18 protein-coding genes and 1 tRNA gene are annotated in these 20281 nt (G+C 66.0%); 11 read left to right on the plus strand and 8 right to left on the minus strand.

What is annotated here, in order from left to right:
- Positions 1-175 precede the first annotated feature (175 nt).
- The 4 genes from SMA01S_RS20340 to dapF all read left to right on the plus strand — a co-directional run bounded on the left by SMA01S_RS20340 (position 176) and on the right by dapF (position 4540).
- Complete coding sequence (locus tag SMA01S_RS20340) at positions 176-1180, plus strand: alpha-ketoacid dehydrogenase subunit beta (RefSeq protein WP_066826821.1); 1005 nt, start codon at positions 176-178, stop codon at positions 1178-1180.
- A 5-nt stretch (positions 1181-1185) separates the two neighbouring features.
- On the plus strand, positions 1186-2520 hold the full coding sequence (locus SMA01S_RS20345) for a dihydrolipoamide acetyltransferase family protein (RefSeq protein ID WP_066826773.1): 1335 nt from the start codon (positions 1186-1188) through the stop codon (positions 2518-2520).
- Positions 2521-2615: 95 nt separating this feature from the next.
- The gene (locus SMA01S_RS20350) at positions 2616-3446 is read left to right on the plus strand and encodes an EF-hand domain-containing protein (protein ID WP_066826774.1); all 831 of its coding nucleotides are present in this window, start codon (positions 2616-2618) and stop codon (positions 3444-3446) included.
- Positions 3447-3580: 134 nt separating this feature from the next.
- A complete protein-coding gene (gene dapF, locus SMA01S_RS20355; protein WP_066826775.1) occupies positions 3581-4540 on the plus strand; it encodes a diaminopimelate epimerase in 960 nt (319 codons plus the stop codon).
- A gap of 18 nt (positions 4541-4558) precedes the next feature.
- Here dapF and SMA01S_RS20360 read toward each other — a convergent pair whose 3' ends face one another.
- A complete protein-coding gene (locus tag SMA01S_RS20360; protein ID WP_157094060.1) occupies positions 4559-5392 on the minus strand; it encodes a J domain-containing protein in 834 nt (277 codons plus the stop codon).
- A gap of 288 nt (positions 5393-5680) precedes the next feature.
- Between SMA01S_RS20360 and SMA01S_RS20365 the strand changes: the two genes are divergently transcribed.
- Positions 5681-6808 (plus strand): OmpA family protein, encoded by a 1128-nt coding sequence (locus tag SMA01S_RS20365; RefSeq protein WP_066826779.1) that lies wholly within the window; start codon positions 5681-5683, stop codon positions 6806-6808.
- A 466-nt stretch (positions 6809-7274) separates the two neighbouring features.
- On the plus strand, positions 7275-8576 hold the full coding sequence (locus SMA01S_RS20370; RefSeq protein ID WP_066826781.1) for a UDP-glucose dehydrogenase family protein: 1302 nt from the start codon (positions 7275-7277) through the stop codon (positions 8574-8576).
- Between the two features lie 252 nt (positions 8577-8828).
- Here the strand turns inward: SMA01S_RS20370 and ygfZ are convergent, their stop codons facing one another.
- Positions 8829-9551, minus strand: a complete 723-nt coding sequence (gene ygfZ / locus SMA01S_RS20375; RefSeq protein WP_066826783.1) for a CAF17-like 4Fe-4S cluster assembly/insertion protein YgfZ — start codon at positions 9549-9551, stop codon at positions 8829-8831.
- A gap of 77 nt (positions 9552-9628) precedes the next feature.
- Between ygfZ and pyrC the strand changes: the two genes are divergently transcribed.
- Entirely contained in the window at positions 9629-10699 is a 1071-nt protein-coding gene (pyrC, locus tag SMA01S_RS20380; protein WP_066826784.1) for a dihydroorotase, read from the plus strand.
- Between the two features lie 188 nt (positions 10700-10887).
- Here pyrC and SMA01S_RS20385 read toward each other — a convergent pair whose 3' ends face one another.
- Entirely contained in the window at positions 10888-11601 is a 714-nt protein-coding gene (locus tag SMA01S_RS20385) for a DUF1134 domain-containing protein (protein WP_245649350.1), read from the minus strand.
- Between the two features lie 198 nt (positions 11602-11799).
- Between SMA01S_RS20385 and SMA01S_RS20390 the strand changes: the two genes are divergently transcribed.
- Positions 11800-11889 (plus strand) — tRNA-Ser (locus tag SMA01S_RS20390).
- Between the two features lie 164 nt (positions 11890-12053).
- Here SMA01S_RS20390 and SMA01S_RS20395 read toward each other — a convergent pair.
- The gene (locus SMA01S_RS20395; RefSeq protein ID WP_066826788.1) at positions 12054-13247 is read right to left on the minus strand and encodes an MFS transporter; all 1194 of its coding nucleotides are present in this window, start codon (positions 13245-13247) and stop codon (positions 12054-12056) included.
- A 148-nt stretch (positions 13248-13395) separates the two neighbouring features.
- Between SMA01S_RS20395 and SMA01S_RS20400 the strand changes: the two genes are divergently transcribed.
- Entirely contained in the window at positions 13396-14289 is an 894-nt protein-coding gene (locus SMA01S_RS20400; RefSeq protein ID WP_066826790.1) for a LysR family transcriptional regulator, read from the plus strand.
- A gap of 217 nt (positions 14290-14506) precedes the next feature.
- On the opposite strand, the gene SMA01S_RS20405 is transcribed toward SMA01S_RS20400, so the two are convergent.
- From SMA01S_RS20405 to SMA01S_RS20415, 3 genes are all read right to left on the minus strand, one after another.
- Positions 14507-15646, minus strand: a complete 1140-nt coding sequence (locus SMA01S_RS20405) for an SGNH/GDSL hydrolase family protein (protein ID WP_066826792.1) — start codon at positions 15644-15646, stop codon at positions 14507-14509.
- 384 nt (positions 15647-16030) lie between these two features.
- Positions 16031-16915 (minus strand): hypothetical protein, encoded by an 885-nt coding sequence (locus tag SMA01S_RS20410; protein ID WP_066826796.1) that lies wholly within the window; start codon positions 16913-16915, stop codon positions 16031-16033.
- Positions 16916-16982: 67 nt separating this feature from the next.
- A complete protein-coding gene (locus tag SMA01S_RS20415) occupies positions 16983-18212 on the minus strand; it encodes a S8 family serine peptidase (protein WP_245649351.1) in 1230 nt (409 codons plus the stop codon).
- A gap of 105 nt (positions 18213-18317) precedes the next feature.
- Here SMA01S_RS20415 and SMA01S_RS20420 point away from each other — a divergent pair, with 105 nt between their 5' ends.
- Both SMA01S_RS20420 and SMA01S_RS20425 read left to right on the plus strand, forming a co-directional pair.
- Positions 18318-18782: a sigma-70 family RNA polymerase sigma factor gene (locus SMA01S_RS20420; protein ID WP_066826822.1), complete on the plus strand. Its 465-nt coding sequence runs from the start codon at positions 18318-18320 to the stop codon at positions 18780-18782.
- A complete protein-coding gene (locus SMA01S_RS20425) occupies positions 18779-19459 on the plus strand; it encodes an anti-sigma factor family protein (RefSeq protein WP_066826798.1) in 681 nt (226 codons plus the stop codon). The genes SMA01S_RS20420 and SMA01S_RS20425 overlap by 4 nt, the downstream gene beginning before the upstream one ends.
- A gap of 52 nt (positions 19460-19511) precedes the next feature.
- On the opposite strand, the gene SMA01S_RS20430 is transcribed toward SMA01S_RS20425, so the two are convergent.
- On the minus strand, positions 19512-19805 hold the full coding sequence (locus tag SMA01S_RS20430) for an ACT-like domain-containing protein (protein ID WP_066826800.1): 294 nt from the start codon (positions 19803-19805) through the stop codon (positions 19512-19514).
- Positions 19806-20281: the final 476 nt, after the last annotated feature.

Below are 20281 nucleotides of genomic sequence, written 5' to 3' on the forward strand. Positions count from 1 at the left end.
GGGAGAGGGAAGGGGCCCGCTCGGCGCAGCCGAGTGGGAAGGGTGAGGGCAGCGCTCTTGCCGGAATCTCTGCCCTCACCCTTCCGGCGCTTCGCGCCTCCCTCCCTCTCCCGATGGGAGAGGGAATATGAGTGAGACGATGACCGACACTACCGAAGTCCCCACCACCTCCCGCATGAACATGATCCAGGCGATCAACTCGGCGCTCGACGTGATGATGGCGCGCGATCCCAGCGTGATCGTGATGGGCGAGGATGTCGGCTATTTCGGCGGCGTGTTCCGCGCGACCGCCGGGCTGCAGAAGAAGCACGGCAAGACCCGGGTGTTCGACACGCCGATCACCGAATGCGGCATCATCGGGGTCGCGGTCGGGATGGGGGCCTACGGACTGCGGCCGGTCCCCGAGATCCAGTTCGCCGACTACATCTATCCCGCGCTCGACCAGCTGGTGTCCGAAGCCGCGCGGCTGCGTTATCGCTCGGCCGGCGAGTTCATCGCGCCGATGACGATCCGCTCGCCTTATGGCGGTGGCATCTTCGGCGGACAGACGCACTCGCAATCGCCCGAAGGCATCTTCACCCACGTCTCGGGCGTGAAGACGGTGATCCCGGCGACGCCCTACGACGCCAAGGGCCTGCTGATCGCGGCGATCGAGGACAATGACCCGACCATCTTCTTCGAACCCAAGCGCATCTATAACGGCCCGTTCAACGGCCATTGGGATCGCCCGGCGGAGAATTGGTCGAAACATCCGGGCGGCGAGGTGCCCGAGGGCTATTACAAGGTCCCCCTTGGCAAGGCGAACCTGGTGCGCGCGGGCGAGGCGCTGACCATCCTCTGCTACGGCACGATGGTCCATGTCTGCCTGAAAGTAGTCGAGGAAGCCGGCGTCGATGCCGAGATTCTCGACCTGCGCACGCTCGTCCCGCTCGACATCGAGGCGATCGAGGAATCCGTGAAGAAGACCGGCCGCTGCATGATCGTCCACGAAGCGACGCGCACCTCGGGCTTCGGTGCGGAGCTCTCCGCGCTCGTCCAGGAACGCTGTTTCTACCATCTCGAGGCACCGATCGAACGCGTCACCGGGTTCGACACGCCATACCCCCACAGCCTCGAATGGGCCTATTTCCCCGGCCCGGTCCGCATCGGACAGGCGCTCAAGAAAATCCTGAAGGACTGACCGCGATGGCGCGTTTCGAATTCCGCTTGCCCGATATCGGCGAAGGCATTGCCGAGGCCGAGATCGTCGCCTGGCACGTAAAGGTCGGCGACACGGTCGAGGAAGACCAGCAGCTTGCCGACATGATGACCGACAAGGCGACCGTCGAGATGGAAAGCCCGGTCGCGGGCACCGTCGTCGCGCTGGCTGGCGAGGTCGGCGATCAGATTCCGATCGGCTCGACTTTGCTGGTGATCGAGGTCGAGGGGGATTCGTCTGCCGTCGCGGCGCCAATCGAGGACTTCGCCGAAGAGGCCGCCGCAAAGCTCGGCACGAAGGGCGAGGAAGAGTTCGAGGCGGAAACGCCGGGTTTCGAGGAAATCGCCGAGAACGCCACTGCTACCCCCGTTCGCCCTGAGCCTGTCGAAGGGCGTGAACGCGATACACGTGCTTCGACAAGCTCAGCACGAACGGAGGAAGTTAGCCGATCCCAGCCTTCCAAACCTGTCCTCGCTTCCCCCGCCGTCCGCCAGCGCGCGAAGGAGCTCGGTGTCGACCTGTCGCAGGTCAAAACCGACGGCGACCGCATCCGCCATGCCGATCTCGACGCGTTCCTCCGCTACGGCTCGGGGCAGGGCTATCATGCTCCGCACGCGAGCCGCGCGCGCGAGGACGAGGCGATCAAGGTCATCGGCATGCGCCGCCGCATCGCCGAGAACATGCAGGCGGCGAAGCGCAACATCCCGCATTTCACCTATGTCGACGAGATCGACGTGACCGCGCTCGAGGAAATGCGTGCCGACCTCAACGCCAATCGCGGGGCACGGCCCAAGCTCACCATGCTGCCATTCCTGATCGTCGCGATCTGTCGAACGCTTCCTGACTTCCCGATGCTCAACGCGCGCTACGATGACGAAGCGGGCGTGGTAACGCGGTCGGGTCGGGTCCATCTCGGCATGGCGACGCAGACCGATGCCGGGCTGACCGTTCCCGTCATCCGCGACGCGCAGGACAAGAATGTCTGGCAACTCGCGACCGAGATCACGCGGCTGGCCGAAGCGGCGCGCGCCAACAAGCTCAAGCCCGACGAAATGGGTGGCGGTACGATCACCGTGACCTCGCTCGGTCCCCTGGGCGGTATCGCGACGACGCCAGTGATCAACCGGCCCGAAGTGGCGATCATCGGGCCGAACAAGATCGTCGAGCGCCCCGTCTTCCGCGGCGACGACATCGTCCGGGCCAAGCTGATGAACCTGTCGATCAGCTGCGACCATCGCGTCGTCGATGGCTGGGATGCGGCGAGCTACGTCCAGGCGGTGCGCAAATATCTCGAGACGCCGGTCCTGCTGTTCGCCGACTGACCGACTGTGCCGGAGTATCCGTAATGGCCCGACATAGTTGTGCGACAAAGCGCGCCTAGCGTCCGGCCCTCGGACGTTGGGGCGGAGTATGGGCGATGGGCTTCTGGCTGGGATTGATGCTGATGGCGGGCGGGCAGGCCGTGCCCCCGATACCGCCCCTGGCCGGTAAGCTGCCCGACGATGACAAGCCCGCTGCGGCCCCGCGGGAACGCCCACGCGGTCGACTGTTCATCAGCCCGATGGGCGAGCCGTTTCGCGGTCCCGATCCGATCGGGATGTGGTTCGACGGGGCCGACACCAATCATGACGGCGAGTTGACGCTCGCCGAATTCACCGCCGATGCGGACCGCTTCTTCCTGCGGCTCGATCGCGGCCATGATGGCGAGATCGACCCCGACGACATCGACTATTACGAGACCGTGCTCGCGCCCGAAATCCGTACCGGCGGCGAAGGCAGCATGGCGTCCGGCCGACCCAGCGGCGGCGGGCGGCGGGGGGGCGGGGGTGGTCGACATGGCGGCGGTGGTGGTCGCGGGGGCGGAGGTGGCCGCATGGGCGGTGGTGATAGCGGCGGAGACAGCCCTTCGAGCGGGGGCGATTCGCAGCCGCGCTATGCAGACGTCAAACGCGGTGCCGCGCGCTTCTCCTTCTTCGATTATCCCGAGCCGGTGACCGTCGCCGACACCAATTTCAATCGCGGGGTGGATCCCAAGGAGTTTCGCGACGCCGCGGCCGAACGCTTCGCGATGCTCGACACCAATCACGACGGCAAGATCACTCGCGCCGAGCTCCCCAAGCTGAGCGCGCCGGCGGCAGGCCAGTTCGGCGGCAAAGGCAAGCGAGGTGGCGGCGGACGCTGGCCGCGCGGGGACGGCGGCAGTGGTGCGCCCCCGGCGGGCAAGGACGGCGGCGACTCGGAACCCTGATCGTCGGCACCGCGCGCAAAGCCTTCCTTCGCGCTTTCGTGCCGTTATGCAGCGCAATGTCGAGAAGCCCACGGGCCTGGTCTGTTTCGACGTGATGGTTTGAACCGCGCGAGCGACGGCGCTACAGCGCGGCGATGCGGTTCGCGTTCGTCAAATGCCATGGCTCGGGCAACGATTTCCCGATGATCGATGCACGCGCCATCGAGTTGCCCGATGCCGCCTGGGCCCAGGTCGCGCTGGCGCTGGCCGATCGGCGCGGGCCGGTCGGCGGCGACGGCTTGTTGCTGCTCACCGACGGCGACGCGCGGCACGATTTCGGTTTCCGCATGTTCAACAGCGACGGGTCGGAGGCCGAAACCTGTCTCAACGGGCTGCGCTGCGTCGCGCGCGCCGGTTTCGAAGCGCTGGGAATCGACCATGCGCACGTCCATCTCAAGACCTCGGTGGTGGAGGTGACGCGCGATCCCGATCTCGCGCCGGGCGTGGTGACGGTTCGCGAATTGGCCGGTCCGGCATCGCTCGACATCGCCGACTGGCCGATGCCGATCGGCCGTCAACAGAATGTCCAGATGGCGATCCCCGGATTGCCCAGCGCTCGGCCGTTCACCGCCGTCTCGATTCCCAATCCGCACCTGATCGCGTTCGTCGACGCGGTCGATGAACAGGAACTCTTGGCGGTCGGTGAGGTGTGTGAATCGGCGCCTGACTGGCTGCCCAACCGCGCCAATGTCAGCTTCGTCGAAACGCGGCCGGGTGGGCTGTTCGTTCGCACTTTCGAGCGCGGAGTCGGGCTGACCGACAGTTGCGGCAGCGCGATGGCGGCCTCGACCTTCGCCGCCTGCCTGACCGAGCGCGCGCGTTTCGATGAGGAAATCACCGTCTGGAACGCCGGCGGATTGATCAAGGCCTGCGCCGATCCCGATGGCATGGTCCGCCTATCGGGCAACGCCACATACGAATGGGAAGGGTCGGCCGACGTCGATCTCGATCGCGCTTTGGCCGGCGAAGTCGTCGTGACGCGGCATTTCAACGATGAGATCGCGGCCTGGGCGAAAGTAGCGGACCAGGCGATCGCGGCGCCTCGATCCGCCTGATCACGGACCGGCTACGGATTACGCCCTTTGTTTGGAGAACGGGGGCGTTCGGCGAAGCTGAGCGCGAATTTGCCCAAGGCGCGCCGTCGCGGCCTCGGTCGGGATGCCGAGCCGAACGTAGCGCGCCGCTGAGGCCGCCGTGTCGCGCCCGGCGGCGATATCGAAAGCGGCGCAGAAATCGTCCGATTCCCAACGCGACAGGTCGACCGCGCGCTTGGCGCAGCCTCGGCTATAAGCCGCGACCCCGCTTCGGCCATCGCGGCGGACGACGCGGCCATATTGGCGGACGGCAAGGCGGATGGTCGCGCGGTCGATCTGCGGAGCAGCGGCCGGCGCCGGAGCCGGCGTCGATGTCGGGATAGCGGGGCTCGCCGCAGCGCTGCCCGCGCCGAATCCGGCGGGGGTGAGCAGGCGGCGCACCTGATGGAAACTCGACCGCGCGAAGCTCGCGGCCGATCCACCGTCGCCGCCGGGCAGCATCGCCGCGACTTGTCCGGGCACTCCGGGCAAAGTCATCGCGACTGCCGGCAAACCGACAAAGGCGAGGATCAGCGCGAGCGTGGTGCCGGCGCCGCGTCGCGGTGGCATCGGATAGGGCGATGCCCAGCCGGGCCGCGTCTCGTCGTCGGGTGGCGCCGCGCGCTGCAAGTCATAGGCGATCCGGCTGTTGTTATTGCCCAGCACCGCCCAGGCCGCGTTGAACGCGCGGGTGCGGTCGGCGGCGTCGGGCACGCCGCGCGCGGTATCGGGGTGGTATTTGCGCAACAGCGCCTTCCACGCGGCACGGATCACCGCCTGGTCCGCGTCGGGCTTAACGCCGAGCATTGCGTAATAATCGGGCGCTGCCGCCATCGTCGATATTTGCGCCCAAAAGGCGAACTCGGCAAGCAGGTGATGAGCGATCTTTCCCGGGCTGATCGCGCCGTTGGCGCCGTCCGTCGCAGGCGGTGAGCGAGGGATGGTCGCACTGCTCTTGCGCCACACCGGCAAATGGGTGGCGAAGCCCGAAACCGGCGGAAAACCGGGTAAAAGTGTTGCTCCGCCGCCACAGCGGATCAGCTTTGTTTCGCTTGCGTGGAAACGAACCTTTGAGTAGGGAGTTTGCGCTGTCCGTAGTGACAACCGTGAAAGGGGATACAGATGCGCAAGCTTGCCATTGCCGTGGCGCTCGCTTCAACCGCACTTGCGACGCCCGCGCTTGCGCGCGATAAGGCGTGGTATGTTGGCGTCGAAGGCGGCGCGATGATTGTCGAAGACATTCACTTCGATATTGGTGCGGCGCCAGACGCCATGAAGATCGACCATAACTACGGTTATGATGTCGGTGGTCAGGTGGGTTACGATTTCGGCATGTTCCGGGTCGAAACCGAGGTTTCGTACAAGTCGGCTAACGTCGACGCGATCAGCTCGAGCCTTCGCATTCCAGCATACAACAGCGCTGGCGCGCTGGTTCAGTCCAACGCCGGCAGCTATAGCTATGCCGGCGGCCGGACCACCGCGTTGAGCTTCATGCTGAACGGCATGCTCGACTTCGGCGATGACGATAGCCTGCAGGGCTTCGTCGGCGGCGGTGTCGGTGTCGCTCGCGTGAAGGGCAAATATGCGCTCAACACGTACGGCAACTTCGTCGACGATTCGGATACGGTGTTCGCATGGCAGGCGATTGCGGGTATCCGTGCGCCGATCACCAGCCATATCGACGCGTCGCTGAAGTATCGCTTCTTCAACGCCGAGAACGTCAAGCTGGTCGACGTGACCGGCCGCACGCTGGACGGACGTTTCCGTTCGCACAGCATCCTGGGCGGCTTCACGTACAACTTCGGCGAACCGCCGGCCCCGCCGCCGCCGCCGCCGCCGCCGCCTCCGCCTCCTCCGCCGCCGGAACCGCCGGCGCCGCCGCCTCCGCCGGCCATTGTCTGCTCGCCGGGACCGTTCATCGTGTTCTTCGAGTGGGACAAGTCGGATATCACGCCGGAAGCGGCGTCGATCCTCGACAACGCGATCAGCCAGTACGCGAACTGCGGCAATGCCCAGGTCATGCTGGCGGGTCACGCGGACCGTTCGGGTTCGGCCAAGTACAACGTCGGTCTCTCGCAGCGTCGTGCCGACGCGGTGAAGGCCTACATGGTCGCCCATTCGGTTCCGGATGGTGTCATCAGCGAGCAGGCGTTCGGCGAGAGCCGTCCGCGTGTCGAGACCGCCGATGGCGTCCGCGAGGTCCAGAACCGTCGCGTGGAGATCACCTACGGCCCGTCTTCGGGTCAGTAAGTCTCCAACGACTGAAAGATTTGGGGAGGTCGGTTCGCCGGCCTCCCTTTTTCTTTGTGCAACGGCGGAGGAGATAGCGATGCTATTTCCTCCAGCCGATGCGCACGGCCGGCGGGCGTGACGCGTCCGACCGACGGCGCGGCTTTGCCGCGGCGGGACTTCCTTCTTTTCGACAATGCCTTCCTCCGCTCGCGGGAGCGTTGGATAAACCGCGCAAGGGCGCCGTTCGCCGGATGCTGGTTGGGCGGGGGCTCCTTCCTCGATTTGATGTTGAAGAAGACCCTCACCGTGCCGTCGTCTCAGCGGCGGGACCCTCCTTCTCCCCCGGAGGAGAGGAGTGATCCAGCGCGAGCGCTACCCCATAAGCGCCCCCACGTAGGGATGGCAAAACCCCCTACTTGCGATAGAGCATACACGTCACGATCTGGCGGTTCGCCGGACATGCCGTCTGCACCGAGGGACTAGAATGAAAATCACGATGATCGGATCGGGCTATGTCGGCCTGGTGTCGGGAGCCTGCTTTTCCGATTTCGGCCACGACGTGGTCTGCGTCGACAAGGATGCGAGCAAGATCGAGGCGCTCCAGGCCGGCCGCATGCCGATCTACGAGCCCGGCCTCGACCAGCTCGTCGCGACCAACGTCGCCGCCGGCCGCCTGACGTTCACCACCGATCTGGCCAGCGCGGTTGCCGGCGCCGATGCCATCTTCATCGCGGTGGGCACGCCGTCGCGGCGCGGCGACGGCCATGCCGACCTTACTTACGTCTTCGAGGCAACCAAGGAGATCGCCGCCGCGGTCACCGGCCCGACCGTCGTCGTCACCAAATCCACCGTGCCCGTCGGCACTGGCGACCGGGTCGAGACGATCCTTCGCGAGGAGCGCCCCGATATCGACATCGCCGTGGTATCCAATCCCGAATTCCTGCGCGAAGGCGCCGCGATCGGCGACTTCAAGCGCCCTGACCGCATCGTCATCGGCAGTGAGGATGCGCGCGCGCGCGAAGTGATGCGCGAAGTGTACCGCCCGCTCTATCTGAACGAGAGCCCGATCCTGTTCGTCAGCCGCCGCACCTCGGAGCTGATCAAATACGCCGCCAACGCGTTTCTCGCGACCAAGATCACCTTCATCAACGAGATCGCCGATCTGTGCGAAGCGGTCGGCGCCAACGTCCAGGACGTGTCGCGCGGCATCGGGCTCGACAATCGCATCGGTGCCAAGTTCCTCCATGCCGGACCGGGCTATGGCGGATCGTGCTTTCCCAAGGACACGCTGGCGCTGCTCAAGACCGCCGAGGATCACGAAAGCCCGGTGCACATCGTCGAGGCGGTGGTGAAGGTCAACGACAGTCGCAAGCGCGCGATGGGGCGCAAGGTGCTCCACGCGCTGGGCGACGAACCCCGCGGCAAGACGGTCGCGGTGCTGGGGCTGACGTTCAAGCCCAATACCGACGACATGCGCGATGCCCCCAGTCTGGCAGTGGTGCAGAGCCTGCAGGACGCCGGCGTGACGGTGCGCGCGTTCGATCCCGAGGGGATGGCCGCGGCCAAGGCGATGATGTCCGACGTGACCTTCTGCAAGGATGCGTACGAAGCCGCGACCGGCGCCGATGCGGTGGCCATCGTGACCGAGTGGGACACGTTCCGCGCGCTCGACCTTAAGCGGCTGGCGAGCGTGATGGCCGCGCCGGTGATGGTCGACCTGCGTAACGTCTATCGCCCCGACGATGTTCGCAAACTCGGCTTCGCTTATTCGTCGGTTGGGCGCTAAGCGACGAACGGGCCTCGCCAATTTGATATTTTTCACGCTAAGGCGCTAAGGCGCAAAGAAGTTTCGCGCAGAGGCCCAGAGGGCGCAGAGATTTTATGAGAGCCTCGCTATGCGAGGCTCATCGTTCAATCTTCGCATACGCATCTCACCCGCAGCCCAAAGCGAAAACGCTTCTGCGCCCCTCTGCGCCTCTGCGCGAACCTGATCTCTTCTTTGCGCCTTCGCGCCTTCGCGTGAATCAAATCTACCGCGTCAGGCCGCAGCCAGGGCAGTCGCCAGCCACGGTGGAACGATCGCATCGCCCAGCGCCTCGACCCGGCGCAGCTCGACCATCAGGCCGAGGTCGGGATAGACCGCGCGCGTCCGGTCACCGGCGGGTGCGATCGGCGCGACCACCAGCCGCCGGTTGACCTTGGCGCGGTAATGCATCCGCGCGGTATTCTCCTGCCCGACATAACAGCCCTTGGCGAAGCTCACGCCGTTCAGTTCGCCGGCATTGGCCTCCAGCCACAGGGTCTTGTCCTGGCCGAGTTCGGCGATGCCCTCGGTCACGCCGAGCGACAGGCGGTGCTCGATCCATCCTTGCGCAGGATCGTCCGGCATCCCCAGCCAGCGCCGGCCGAGTTCGGGCAAGCGCGGATCCGGCACGCCGAGTGTGCTTTCCAGCGCCCAGTGCACCGCTCCAGCGACGCGCTCGATCGTGATCGGCCGCCGCAGCCGGTACATTCCCAGTCGCCGCGCCAATGCCTCGGCCTCGGCCGCTTCGCAATCGATCAGCACCGAGTCGCCGTCCGCCCAGAGCAGAAAGTCGAACAGCGCCTTGCCCTGCGGCGTCAGCAGCCCCGACCAGCGCGGCGCGGCGGCGTCGAGCGTCAGCACGTCCTGCGTCACCAGGCCTTGAAGGAAATCGCGTACGCCATCGCCCGCCAAGCGGATTAGCGCTCGGTCGGTCAGCATCGTTCCGGTATCGCTCATGATGCCAAGCTAATGTGCGCCCGCCCGAATCCAAGCCATACTGGCGGATCGCGGCGTGCGATTGTAGGGCGAGCGTCATGACCGTTCGCCTGACCATCCGCCGCCCCGACGACTGGCATGTCCATTTGCGCGACGGCGCGATGCTGGAGGCGGTCGTCGCGCACACCGCGCGCCAGTTTGCCCGCGCCATCGTGATGCCCAACCTCACGCCGCCGGTCACCAACGTCGCCGCGGCCGAGGCCTATCGCGCGCGTATCCTCGCCGCCTTGCCCGCCGACAGCGATTTCACTCCGTTGATGACCTGTTATCTGACCGACGGCGCCGATCCGGCGGAAATCGCGCGCGGGTACGAATCGGGCGCGTTCACAGCGTGCAAGCTTTACCCTGCGCACGCCACAACCAATTCGGCGCACGGCGTCACCGACATCCGCGCGCTCGGCGTGGTGCTCGAAACGATGCAGCGAATCGGCATGCCGTTGCTGATCCATGGCGAGGTCACCGACCGCGACGTCGACATTTTCGACCGCGAGGCGGTGTTCATCGACCGCACGCTGGCGCCGCTGGTGCGCGACTTCCCCGCGCTCAAGATCGTGCTCGAACACATCACCACCGCCGAAGCCGCCGAGTTCGTCGCCGATGCCGGCCCGCTGGTCGCCGCGACGATCACGCCGCAGCATCTCCATCTCAACCGCAACGCTCTATTCGACGGCGGCCTCAGACCGCATGCTTATTGCCTGCCGGTGATCAAGCGCGAGCGCCATCGCCTCGCGGTGCGGGCGGCGGCGGTGTCCGGCTCGCCCAAATTCTTCCTCGGCACCGACAGCGCGCCCCACGCCGTCGAGCGCAAGGAAATGGACTGCGGCTGCGCCGGGATCTTCAACGCGCCCTTCGCGCTCGAAAGCTATGCTGCGGTGTTCGAGGAGGAAGATGCGCTCGACAAGTTCGAGGGCTTCGCCTCGGAGCACGGCCCGCGCTTCTATGGGCTGCCGCTCAATGAGGGGACGGTGGTGTTGGAGCGCGTGGCGGTCGAGGTTCCGGCGCGCGTCGCAGGTCTGGTGCCGTTCCATGCCGGCGAGACGCTGGGATGGCGGACGGTGGAGGGGCCCACCTGCGAGAAGTTTAAGGCGGCCGCCTCTAAATATCGGTAGTCTCTGGACCCCCTCCACCACGCGCTGACGCGCGCGGTCCCCCTCCCCGTTCCGGGGAGGAATTGCTGGGGCGAGGTCAGACTTTCATGCCAGGCGCGGGCAAAGCCCGCGCTTCGTCGGTCGGCGCTTACGCGCCGCCGGCCGGGCTTGCGCGAGTCAGCGGGGCGTCGCCCGCTGCCGCGCTACGCCTAAAACGGCATCCACTTCGATTTGTGGGTGAACTTCATATATCCGGCATTGACCCCGGCGCGCCATCCGACACCGAGCCGGATCGGGATCAGCACGATGTTGCCGCGCCTGAGATAGGTCGCCGAAAACCCGCCGACGAAATACAGCCGTCCTTCGCCGCTCGGGAAGCGCTTGTAGATGTCCTCGGTGTCGTAGAGATTGTATACCAACACGAACACCTTGGTCGCGTCGCCGCCGACATCGAACCCGACCGAGGGCCCGGTCCAGTAAATCTTCTGGTCGCCCGCCACTTTGTGGCTGAGCGTGCCCGACCCATAGCGCAGCCCGACGACGAACGCGCCCGATGCCTCACGCCCGGCGATATAGGCGTTGGGGCGCCCTTGATTCTTCAGGACCTTTTCGACCATCCCGGCCAGACCCTTGGCACCCTTGCCGAACACGCCTTCGGCGGCGTCGAGCACGTCATCGTCGCCATAAGTCGGGCCGGTCGTCGGCGGAATCGGCGGCGGGGTCGTAGCGGTAGTGGTGGTGGCGGTCTCGTCCTGCGGAGGCGGCGCCTCGTCATAGGCCGGCACGCTGGGACTGGCCGGCGGCGGCGTGTACGGCGCGGACTGTGGCGGTGGCGGCGGCGATCGTTGCAGGTCGCTATCGATCGCCTTGTTGGGATCGATCGTGGTCACCTGCGCGGCGACCGGCCCGGTGATCGTCAGCATCGCCAACGATAGAATAGTCAATAAACGGCGCATCATCGCCCCCAACCCCAACCCATACATGCCATACGCTAAGCCCGGCGGAGATTGCCCGGCAATGAACGCAGCGGCGATCCGAGTCTATTCCGCGCCCGACCGAGTCGAAACCTCCGGTTGATCACCTAGGACACGCTCGCTATAGGCCCGCATTCTGCCGCAGCCGGAGACGTGGGTGAGTGGCTGAAACCAACGCTTTGCTAAAGCGTCATACGGGAAACCGTATCGAGGGTTCGAATCCCTCCGTCTCCGCCAAATCCTGGAAATCAGTGCACTTCGGCGAACCGCGGCAAACGGTGTGAACCGCAAAAATCTGCCCTGTGGCTAACGCGACGCGGGTTTCGATCCGACTATTGCTGAGCGGATCGAAGCAAAGGCCTGCAAACGAGGGCGCTAACAATTCCCGCGGGCATGCACGGTCACCGGACTTTTCGAAGGCTGTTGAGCTGCAGGACGGTCGCGAGCGCCGCGAGCGCGATTCCTAACCCGGACACAAAGGTCCAGCCGCCGGCATTCCACGCCACCGTTGCCGCCGCCGCGCCGCCGGCGCCGCCGAGGAACATCGAGCCCATGAAGATCGTGTTCAGCCGAGCCCGCGCTTCGGGCCGGAGCGCATAGACGATGTGCTGGTTCGAAACGAGCACGCTCTGCACGGCGAAGTCGAGCAGGACGCATCCCAGGACGAGCCCGATGATCGACGACCAGAGGCCAAAGACCACCCAGGCGGCAACGGTCAGGATGGTTCCGGCGAGAATGACCTTGCGGGGGCCTCGCTTGTCGGCAAAGCGGCCGGCAATCGGGGCCGCCAGAATCCCGATGGCGCCCACGATACCGAACAGGCCGGCGACCTCCGCACCCTGGCCGAAGCGAGGCTCTTGCAGGTGCAGCGCCAGGATCGACCAGAAGGCGGTGAACGCGCCGAAGAGCAAAGCCTGGGTGGCCGCTGCAAGCCGCAACGCGCCGAACTCGCGCCACAGATGGATCAGCGAACCCATCAGGCTGCCATAGCTATGGCCGCTGTCGGGATGGCTGCGCGGCAGCGAGCAGGCCATCAGCGCGCCGGCTCCCAGCGCGAGCGGGGCACCGAGCCAGAACATGGCGCGCCAGCCTTCGTGCGCGGCAACGAAGCCGGCAAGGGTACGGCTCAGCAATATGCCGCATAGCAGGCCTGACATCACCGTCCCTACCGTTGCGCCGCGTTTCTCCGGTGCCGAGAGATGCGCTGCGAAAGGCACGATCTGCTGGGCGACGGTCGAGGCGACGCCAAGCAGGAGCGACGCGACGAGGAGCAGCGACGCCGAAGGCGCAAGTGCGGCGACAACCAGGGCTAGCGCGAGCACCAGAAACTGGATCACGATCAGGCGGCGGCGCTCGACGAGGTCGCCCAGGGGCACCAGTGCGAATAACCCGAGAGCATATCCAAGCTGCGTCGCGGTCGGGACCAGCCCGGTCATGCCGCCCGGCAGATCCTTTTCCATGATGCCGAGCATCGGCTGGTTATAATAGATATTGGCAACGGCAAGGCCGGCCGCGACGGCCATGGCAAATGTGAGGCCGCGCCCGATCACCGAGGGGGTATCCACCCCTGCATTGGCTGTCGCGGTGTTATTCATGCGAAAATCCTCACGGAAATGCCCATGTCGGCGGCACCCCGGGTGAGTGCCCGTCAATCGGACGATCAAGTTGCGGTGGATATGGCTTTGCAACGCATACGGAGGTAGTGCCAATAATCGTTATGGCAGCATAACCAAGAGCGTTATAATGGACTTGGCCGACCTCGCCATTTTTGTGGAAGCGGTTCGCATCGGCAGTCTTGCCGGTGCCGCACGCAGGCTCGGCATCAATGCGATGGCGGCGTCGCGGCGGCTGGCGGCGCTCGAGGCGGAGGTCGGCGTTCGCCTCATTCATCGAACGACGCGGTCGCTCTCTCCGACCGCGGATGGCGAGGCATTCCTGCCCCATGCCCAGGCAATGCTCGACGAACAGGCGAGCGCCCTTGAGGCCTTGCGACCGACCGGCGGCGCCATTTCCGGACAATTGCGGGTGACTGCGTCGGCGGCCTTTGGGCGCAAGGTCGTCGCGCCGATGATCGTGCCCTTCATGCGCGACAATCCGGAGTTGCATGTCGACCTTCTCCTGACCGATGATCAGGTCGATATCGTCGGCCAGGGGATCGATCTCGCCGTCAGAATCGCCAAGCTGCGCGACAATCATCTGGTCGCGCGGCGCCTCGCCGACAATCCACGCCGCTTGTGTGCCTCCCCGGCCTATGTCGAGGCGCATGGCGTGCCCCGCACGCTTGCCGAGCTGTCGGATCATTGCTGCCTGCATGCGACCGCCACATCGCACTGGGCCTTTGTCCGCCGCGGCAAGACGGTCCGGCACAAGGTCGCCGGTCGCTTCACCGCGAGTTCGGTCGAAGCGCTGCACCTGGCCTGTCTCGGGGGCCTTGGCATCACCAATCTTTCGGCCTGGAACATCGATAGCGACATTCGCGACGGACGGCTCAAGCACATCATTCTCGACGATGCCGAGCCAGAGCCGCTCGCGATCTGGGCGGTCTATCCCACTGCCCGGATGGTTCCGATGAAGGTCCGGGCGTTCGTCGATGCGCTGGAGCAAACGCTTGGGCGCGACACGCACGAGGATGGCTAGCCGCCAAGGCTGATGGCGGACGGTTATTATGACGATCTGGCACCGTCCCGAAATTATCGTTATATTTTGAATGTATGTTGTCGGACTTTGTCTCCGCCAGATCCCGAGCTTTGGCGATTTGATCCGAACCAGCGCGACTGGCTAATGCGTTGGAAATCAGCAAATTCTACGGAGTGACGCCGCAGCCAGCCTTGCTGGTGCGCACCGAGCCTGCCCGTCAGGGAATAGTTCGAGGGGCGGCGCGGCGCCAGATTGTCGGTTGCCGGTCGATCGCCCGGCCGAGCGCGTCGGCGATCGTCCGGTCGTCGGCGGTCGAGGGATGAAAGTCGCAGCCGGTCATTCCCAGTCCGCGCATCGGCACGTAGTCGACCCGACGCTCGCCGGTCGCGCGCAGCTTGTCGACCACTTTTCGTACCTCGGCATCGATCTCTCCGCCGGCGAGATCGGTCGCCCATAGGACAAACCGCGCCTGGGGATTGCGTCGCCGCAGATCACCGACGAAGCGGACATAGCTCGCCTCGAAATCGGCGTGGAGGGCGTCGCGGCCCGGCCACTTCTCGCCCGTCTTGAGCGGCGTCGAGAAATCGTTGGTGCCCAGCGCGATGACGATGAGTTGCGGCTGCCAGCTCGCATCGGAATAGCGTTCGGCCTTATCGAACAGAAGGAAGGGATAGGCCATGGGCAGCGTATCGGCGGCAAACCCGCCATAGTTGCGAACCATGCCTCGGCCCGAAATCGCATTGACCTGATAATCCGCGCCATAACGCCGGGCGATCAGCCCCGCTATTCCCTGCGACGTGTCCGTGGTGGCCCAGATCTGGTCGGCGGTGCACTGGCGGCTGGGCGAGGTATTGCCATAGCCGACGGTATGCGAATCGCCGATGAATTCGATCTGGCGAGCGCGCGGGCGAAGCGGTATCGGTTTGGTGCCGATCGCCGGATAGAAGCCGCCGAAGCTGCTGGGACCCGTCTGCCCCTCGGTCACCACCTCGACACGTAGACGATGCGGCCCCGGTGCAAGGCCGTCGAGCAAATACAGTCCCTCTCCGGGCTTCACCAACGGCACCGGCGGACGATCATCGACCAGCACGTGCAGGATGACATCGCCCGCGCCGATCTTCAGATAGATTGCGGTGCCGTCGAATGCCGTCTCGAAATAGCTGCCGGGCCATTGGCGTTGATACTTGGGGGCCGCCGCCGTGCCCAGCCGTACCGCGCGGCCGCCGATATGGATCGGCAGCGGCGCGACCGCGATTTGGGCATCGGGTCGGGGAACGATCCGCACCTCCTGCGCGCCAGCCGGCACCAGGCTCACCATCGCCGAGAGAAGAACGAATAGTGCGTGCGGGGTCCTCATGCTCACTCCACTTTATTCAGATCGATCGCCAGATATCGTCCTGGTCAGGCGGCGTGTCGAATTACAGTAAGCGGGCAACATAGGCTATCGCGCCGGCAGCGGACGGGGAGCGATTTTCGGGGGCACGTCGACCTCCTCGATCTTCGAGCGCTTTAACGTCTTTCGATCGCCTCGGGTCAGGCCCGTTTCGCTGAGCGGCGTCGAGCGCGTCGATCGCAGATGATGCCGGACGACGTTGGCGGCCTCCGTCTCCGCTACGGGGCGATACCTCGGCAGACCTTGAGCGCCCAGGTTCGCAAAGGAAACGGCGCGCCCGGCTCGATGCCGAACGCGCCGTCAGGATTCGGGCCGCGTGCTATCCGGGGCGCGACCCGTACCGGTCGGTTATTGAGCGGCGTCTTTGACGTCGCCCTTGCCCATCGCCGAGACAAGCGCGCTGCCCGAACCAGAGAAGTTCGCGGCCGGCAAATCCGCCGTCTTCTTGCCGACGCGGACCAACACGCTCTGCACCGTACCGCCAGCGGTCGAGCGCACCGACTGAACGGTCCCGATCGCACGGCCCTTGGCGTCGGTGACGGCCATTCCAGGGTTCACCGGGAAAGCGCCTGCGCTCGCAGCACCACTGCCGGCCAGGGCCAGGTTGCCCGTGCCCGACACCGCGCCACCAAGGCCCGAGAGCGCGCCCGCGCCGGCGGCGTTGCCGCTGCCCGATGCACTGCCGCCGAGCGACCGAGCCTGGGACGATAGGTTGCCGGTTGCACCGCGCGCGCGCTCCGTCGCAGCGCCGGTGGCGTTCCGAGCGCGATCAGCCGCGTTGCGCGTCGCATCGGTCGCGCGGGATGCGGTCCCACGAAGTGTATCCGTGCCGATCAGCTGCGCGTCGATGCCCGTGCCGGCGCTGCCCGCCGCCGATCCACTGCCGCTCAGCGCGCGGTCGCCGATCAAGCTGCTGTTGCTCGCGGTCGTATCGGTCGAGCTCGCATTGGACGCGCTGACCTTGCCCTTGCGAGTATCGACGCTCTTGTGGGTCCTGCTCGAGCTGCGCGTCGAGGTGGCGGTGTCGGTATCGACCGGCATGCGATCGATCATACCGCCCAGCGAGCCATTGCCCGAACCGCCGAGCGATCCGGTGGCCCCGCCCAGCGTACCGCCGAGCGTGCCCCCAAGCGTGCCGCCGAGACCGCCGCCGCCGCCCAGCAGTTGCGCCGAAGCGGGGGTCGCGGCGACCGCGATCGCGAGCGTTGCCGCACCAAACAGGATCTTCATCATGATCGTTCTCCTTGTTTCTGCCCGGAGAACGGGGCCCGTTGCGGTTTTAATCCCGCGGTCCGGAAAATTATTTCGCGGGCGTCCGACAATCGCCGCAGACCAGGCCGCGACCATAGGCCTTGTCGGGCCCGCGCGGTCCCAGGTCGCGCGCGACGGCGTCGACACGTTTGAGCGCAGCGCCGATCGCGGCAGGCGATGGCGACGGATAGAAGCGAGCGATCGTCGCGGCCACCAAGGGCGCCGCGAAAGACGTTCCCCGCACACGAAAGGTCCGGCCGGCAATGCCCGCGGCCAGCATGTCCGCCCCGGGCGCCGCATAATCGAGATGGCTCGCGCGCCCCGCCTCGATCAGCACGCGGTTGCGGCCATCGACCCCGGTCACGGCGATCACGCCCGGATAAGAGGCAGGAAAGCCCGGCGGCGCGGCGGGTCCATTGTTTCCAACCGCCGCGACGATAACGAGCCCGCGCGCCTGTGCCGCCGCGACCACTTTGGCCAGCAAGGGATTGGCGGGGCCGACCAGGCTGACCGTCACGACCGACACGCGCTGCTGAACCATCCAGCCGAGCGCCTTCGCGATCGCGGTTGCGTTGCCGCCAGCGGGATCGCTGCCATAGACATCGGCCGAGGCGATCCGCGCGCCAGGCAAGCCGCCGCGCACACTGCCTGACCCGCTGATCAACGATGCGACGGCGGTGGCATGGTCATTGTCTCGCGGAGCGCCGGCGGCGAATCCGGACGAGATGGCAGCCCCGGCAACGCCGCCATCGATGACGCCGATCAGCGTGCCGTCACCGCTTGCGGCCGCAGCAGGGCGACCGTTCATCACTCCGCTTGGCATGTGGAGTTGATCCGCGCTTACCTCGCCGCCGAGCCTGCGAATTTCTCTTATAGCCGAGGCGAGAGACCGTCCGTCGGGAACCGCAAGGCGCGCGAAACCCACGCCCAGCACGTCGCCGCGCTCGATCACCCGATAGCCTTTGGCAATTGCCGCGGTGATCACGGCGTCCTTCGGATCGTCGACGACGATTTCCCCGGCGCGTGCCGGAAACCCGTCCGGGTCGAGTGCGATACGGTCGGGATTGTCGCGGACCAGTTGCGCGATCGCGGCGCGGCGCGCCTGATCGAGCATGCGCGCCGCCTCCGAGGGAGCGCGGAGCACGTCGTCGGCCAAGCCCCGCGCGGCCGGCAAGCCCGGCACGTCGAGCGGGAGGCCGGGAAGCCGGGGCACGAGTTGCGCGCCCGCCGCCGTCGCGCCGGCGAGCACGATCAGGGCAATGACCATCTGACGGAGCACGCAAATCCTTTCGCCTGGCAAAAATCATTCTGCGTGGATTAAACGGGCGGCGCCATCCGTTTCATCCAGACGAAGGGAATTGGCTTGGCCGCTTTCGAAAACGAGATGCTCGCCGTGCTGCCGCGCCTGCGGCGGTTTGCGCGCGCACTCGCCCGCGACGCGGCGGACGCCGACGATCTGTGTCAAATGACGGTCGAGAAGGCGTTGCTTGCGCGGGCCTCGTGGCAGCCTGGAACGAGATTGGACAGCTGGATGTACCGGATCATGCGCAATGCCTGGATCGATACCGCCCGTGCTCGCGGCAGAGCGTCGGAGACCTTTGTCGATGCCGAGGCCGGGGCAGGAGTGGGCGGCGACGGCGGGGCCGAAGCGCGTGTGGCGCTCGGCGAGGTCGAGGCGGCCATGCGGCGATTGCCGGATGAACAGCGAGAGGCGGTCGCGCTCGTGCTGGTCGAGGGCCTTGCGTACAAGGAAGCGGCCGAGGTGCTCGATATTCCCATGGGCACGCTCACCTCGCGGCTTGTGCGGGGCCGCCAGGCGCTGATGCTCGACCTTGGAGAAGCGGCATGACGATCGAGCCCGAAATGCTGATGGCCTATGCCGATGGCGAACTCGATCCGCTCAACGCCAAGCGGGTCGAGCGTGCGATCGCCAGCGATCCGGCGCTTGCCCGAGAGGTCGAACGTCACCGGGCGCTGCGCAAGCGGATCTCGGACAGCTTCGCGCCTGTTGCCGACGAGCAGGTTCCCGACCGGCTCGCCGCTTTATTGAACCCCAATGTCGTCGACTTGCCGGCACCCAAGACGCGCCCGATCCTGACACGGTGGCGCGAGGCGGCAGCATTGGCGGCGTGCCTAGTGCTTGGTCTGATGATCGGCATCGGCGTGTCACGTGGCCCCGTCTCCGCCGGTGCAGGCGGGCTATATGCCTCGGGATCGCTCGCCGCGGCCCTCGACGATCAGGTCGGTGGTGCCAACGGGTCGGTGAAGGTGGCGGTCAGCTTCCGCGACAAACAGGGTTCCTATTGCCGGGTGTTCAGCTCGAGCGCGGCGGACGGCATTGCCTGTCGTGACGCGTCCGGCTGGGCGCTCCGCCGCACGCAACAGGGATCGACGACACAGCGCGGCGCCTATGCGCAGGCGGGGTCGCCCGATCCCGAGCTCATGGCAGCAGCGCAGGACATGATGGCCGGCGAGCCGCTCGACGCCAAAGCAGAAGAAGCGGCGCGCGGAGCAGGTTGGCGCTAGGGACTCGGCTGACCCTTCGGCTGTCGCGCTCCGCGGCTCGGCGAACCGCGTGTCAGTCGCGCCGCAGTGCGACGAGCCGCGCGCCGCGCACGGTCGGAATACTCGCCACCTTGTTGATCAAGATTTCCGCGCGCGGGTCCTCCAGCCGGCCGAGGTCGATCGCGAGTTTGAGGCTGGCCCGGTGCCGGGTGAGCGCAATGCCGTACGGAATTTGGTCGAATTGCGCGACGAGGCCGAGCAGTCGCGGCAGCAGATTGGGGCAGATGTCGCCGCTGACATGCAGCCGGACGAGGTTTGGACGAGCAGTTTTGGGCGCACGTAGGGCGCGAGTTTGACCATGAGACACGCTGAACGACCTTCACGAAATTTGGCAGGAACGGCGGGGCGCTCGATCGCGCCCGGCCGACGACGCGCCGGATCAGCCGATCCGGCTGATGCTAATTCGCGCCTGGGAATCCCGCATTCGTGCGCGCGCAAGGTCCGGGCGAAGGCGCCCGGCCGCAACGTCGAGAATCGCGCGCATGGTCATGCCGGCCGTATAGAATCGCATTTTCGCTTTGGCCAGCCGGATGTCCGCAGATGGATAGCGCCCTGCGGCTCCGCTAGTGCGGAGGGCAACGACGGCGGCCTCGCGCGAAGGAGGGCCTGCTCTATCTGTAGGATGCTGGATGCCCCGTGAGCGGTAAAATGCTCCTCCCAAAACAGCCCAAGATGACCCTAGGTATTTGAGACGGCGTAGCTTTTTGCGAAGCTGACGCTCCATCGATTCCCAAGGAATTTCATCACATCCGCCGCGCGCTGTGGGAGCTAACGAGGGAGCAA

Origin of the sequence: Sphingomonas mali NBRC 15500 (genome assembly GCF_001598415.1) — a bacterium.
Taxonomy (GTDB): domain Bacteria; phylum Pseudomonadota; class Alphaproteobacteria; order Sphingomonadales; family Sphingomonadaceae; genus Sphingomonas; species Sphingomonas mali.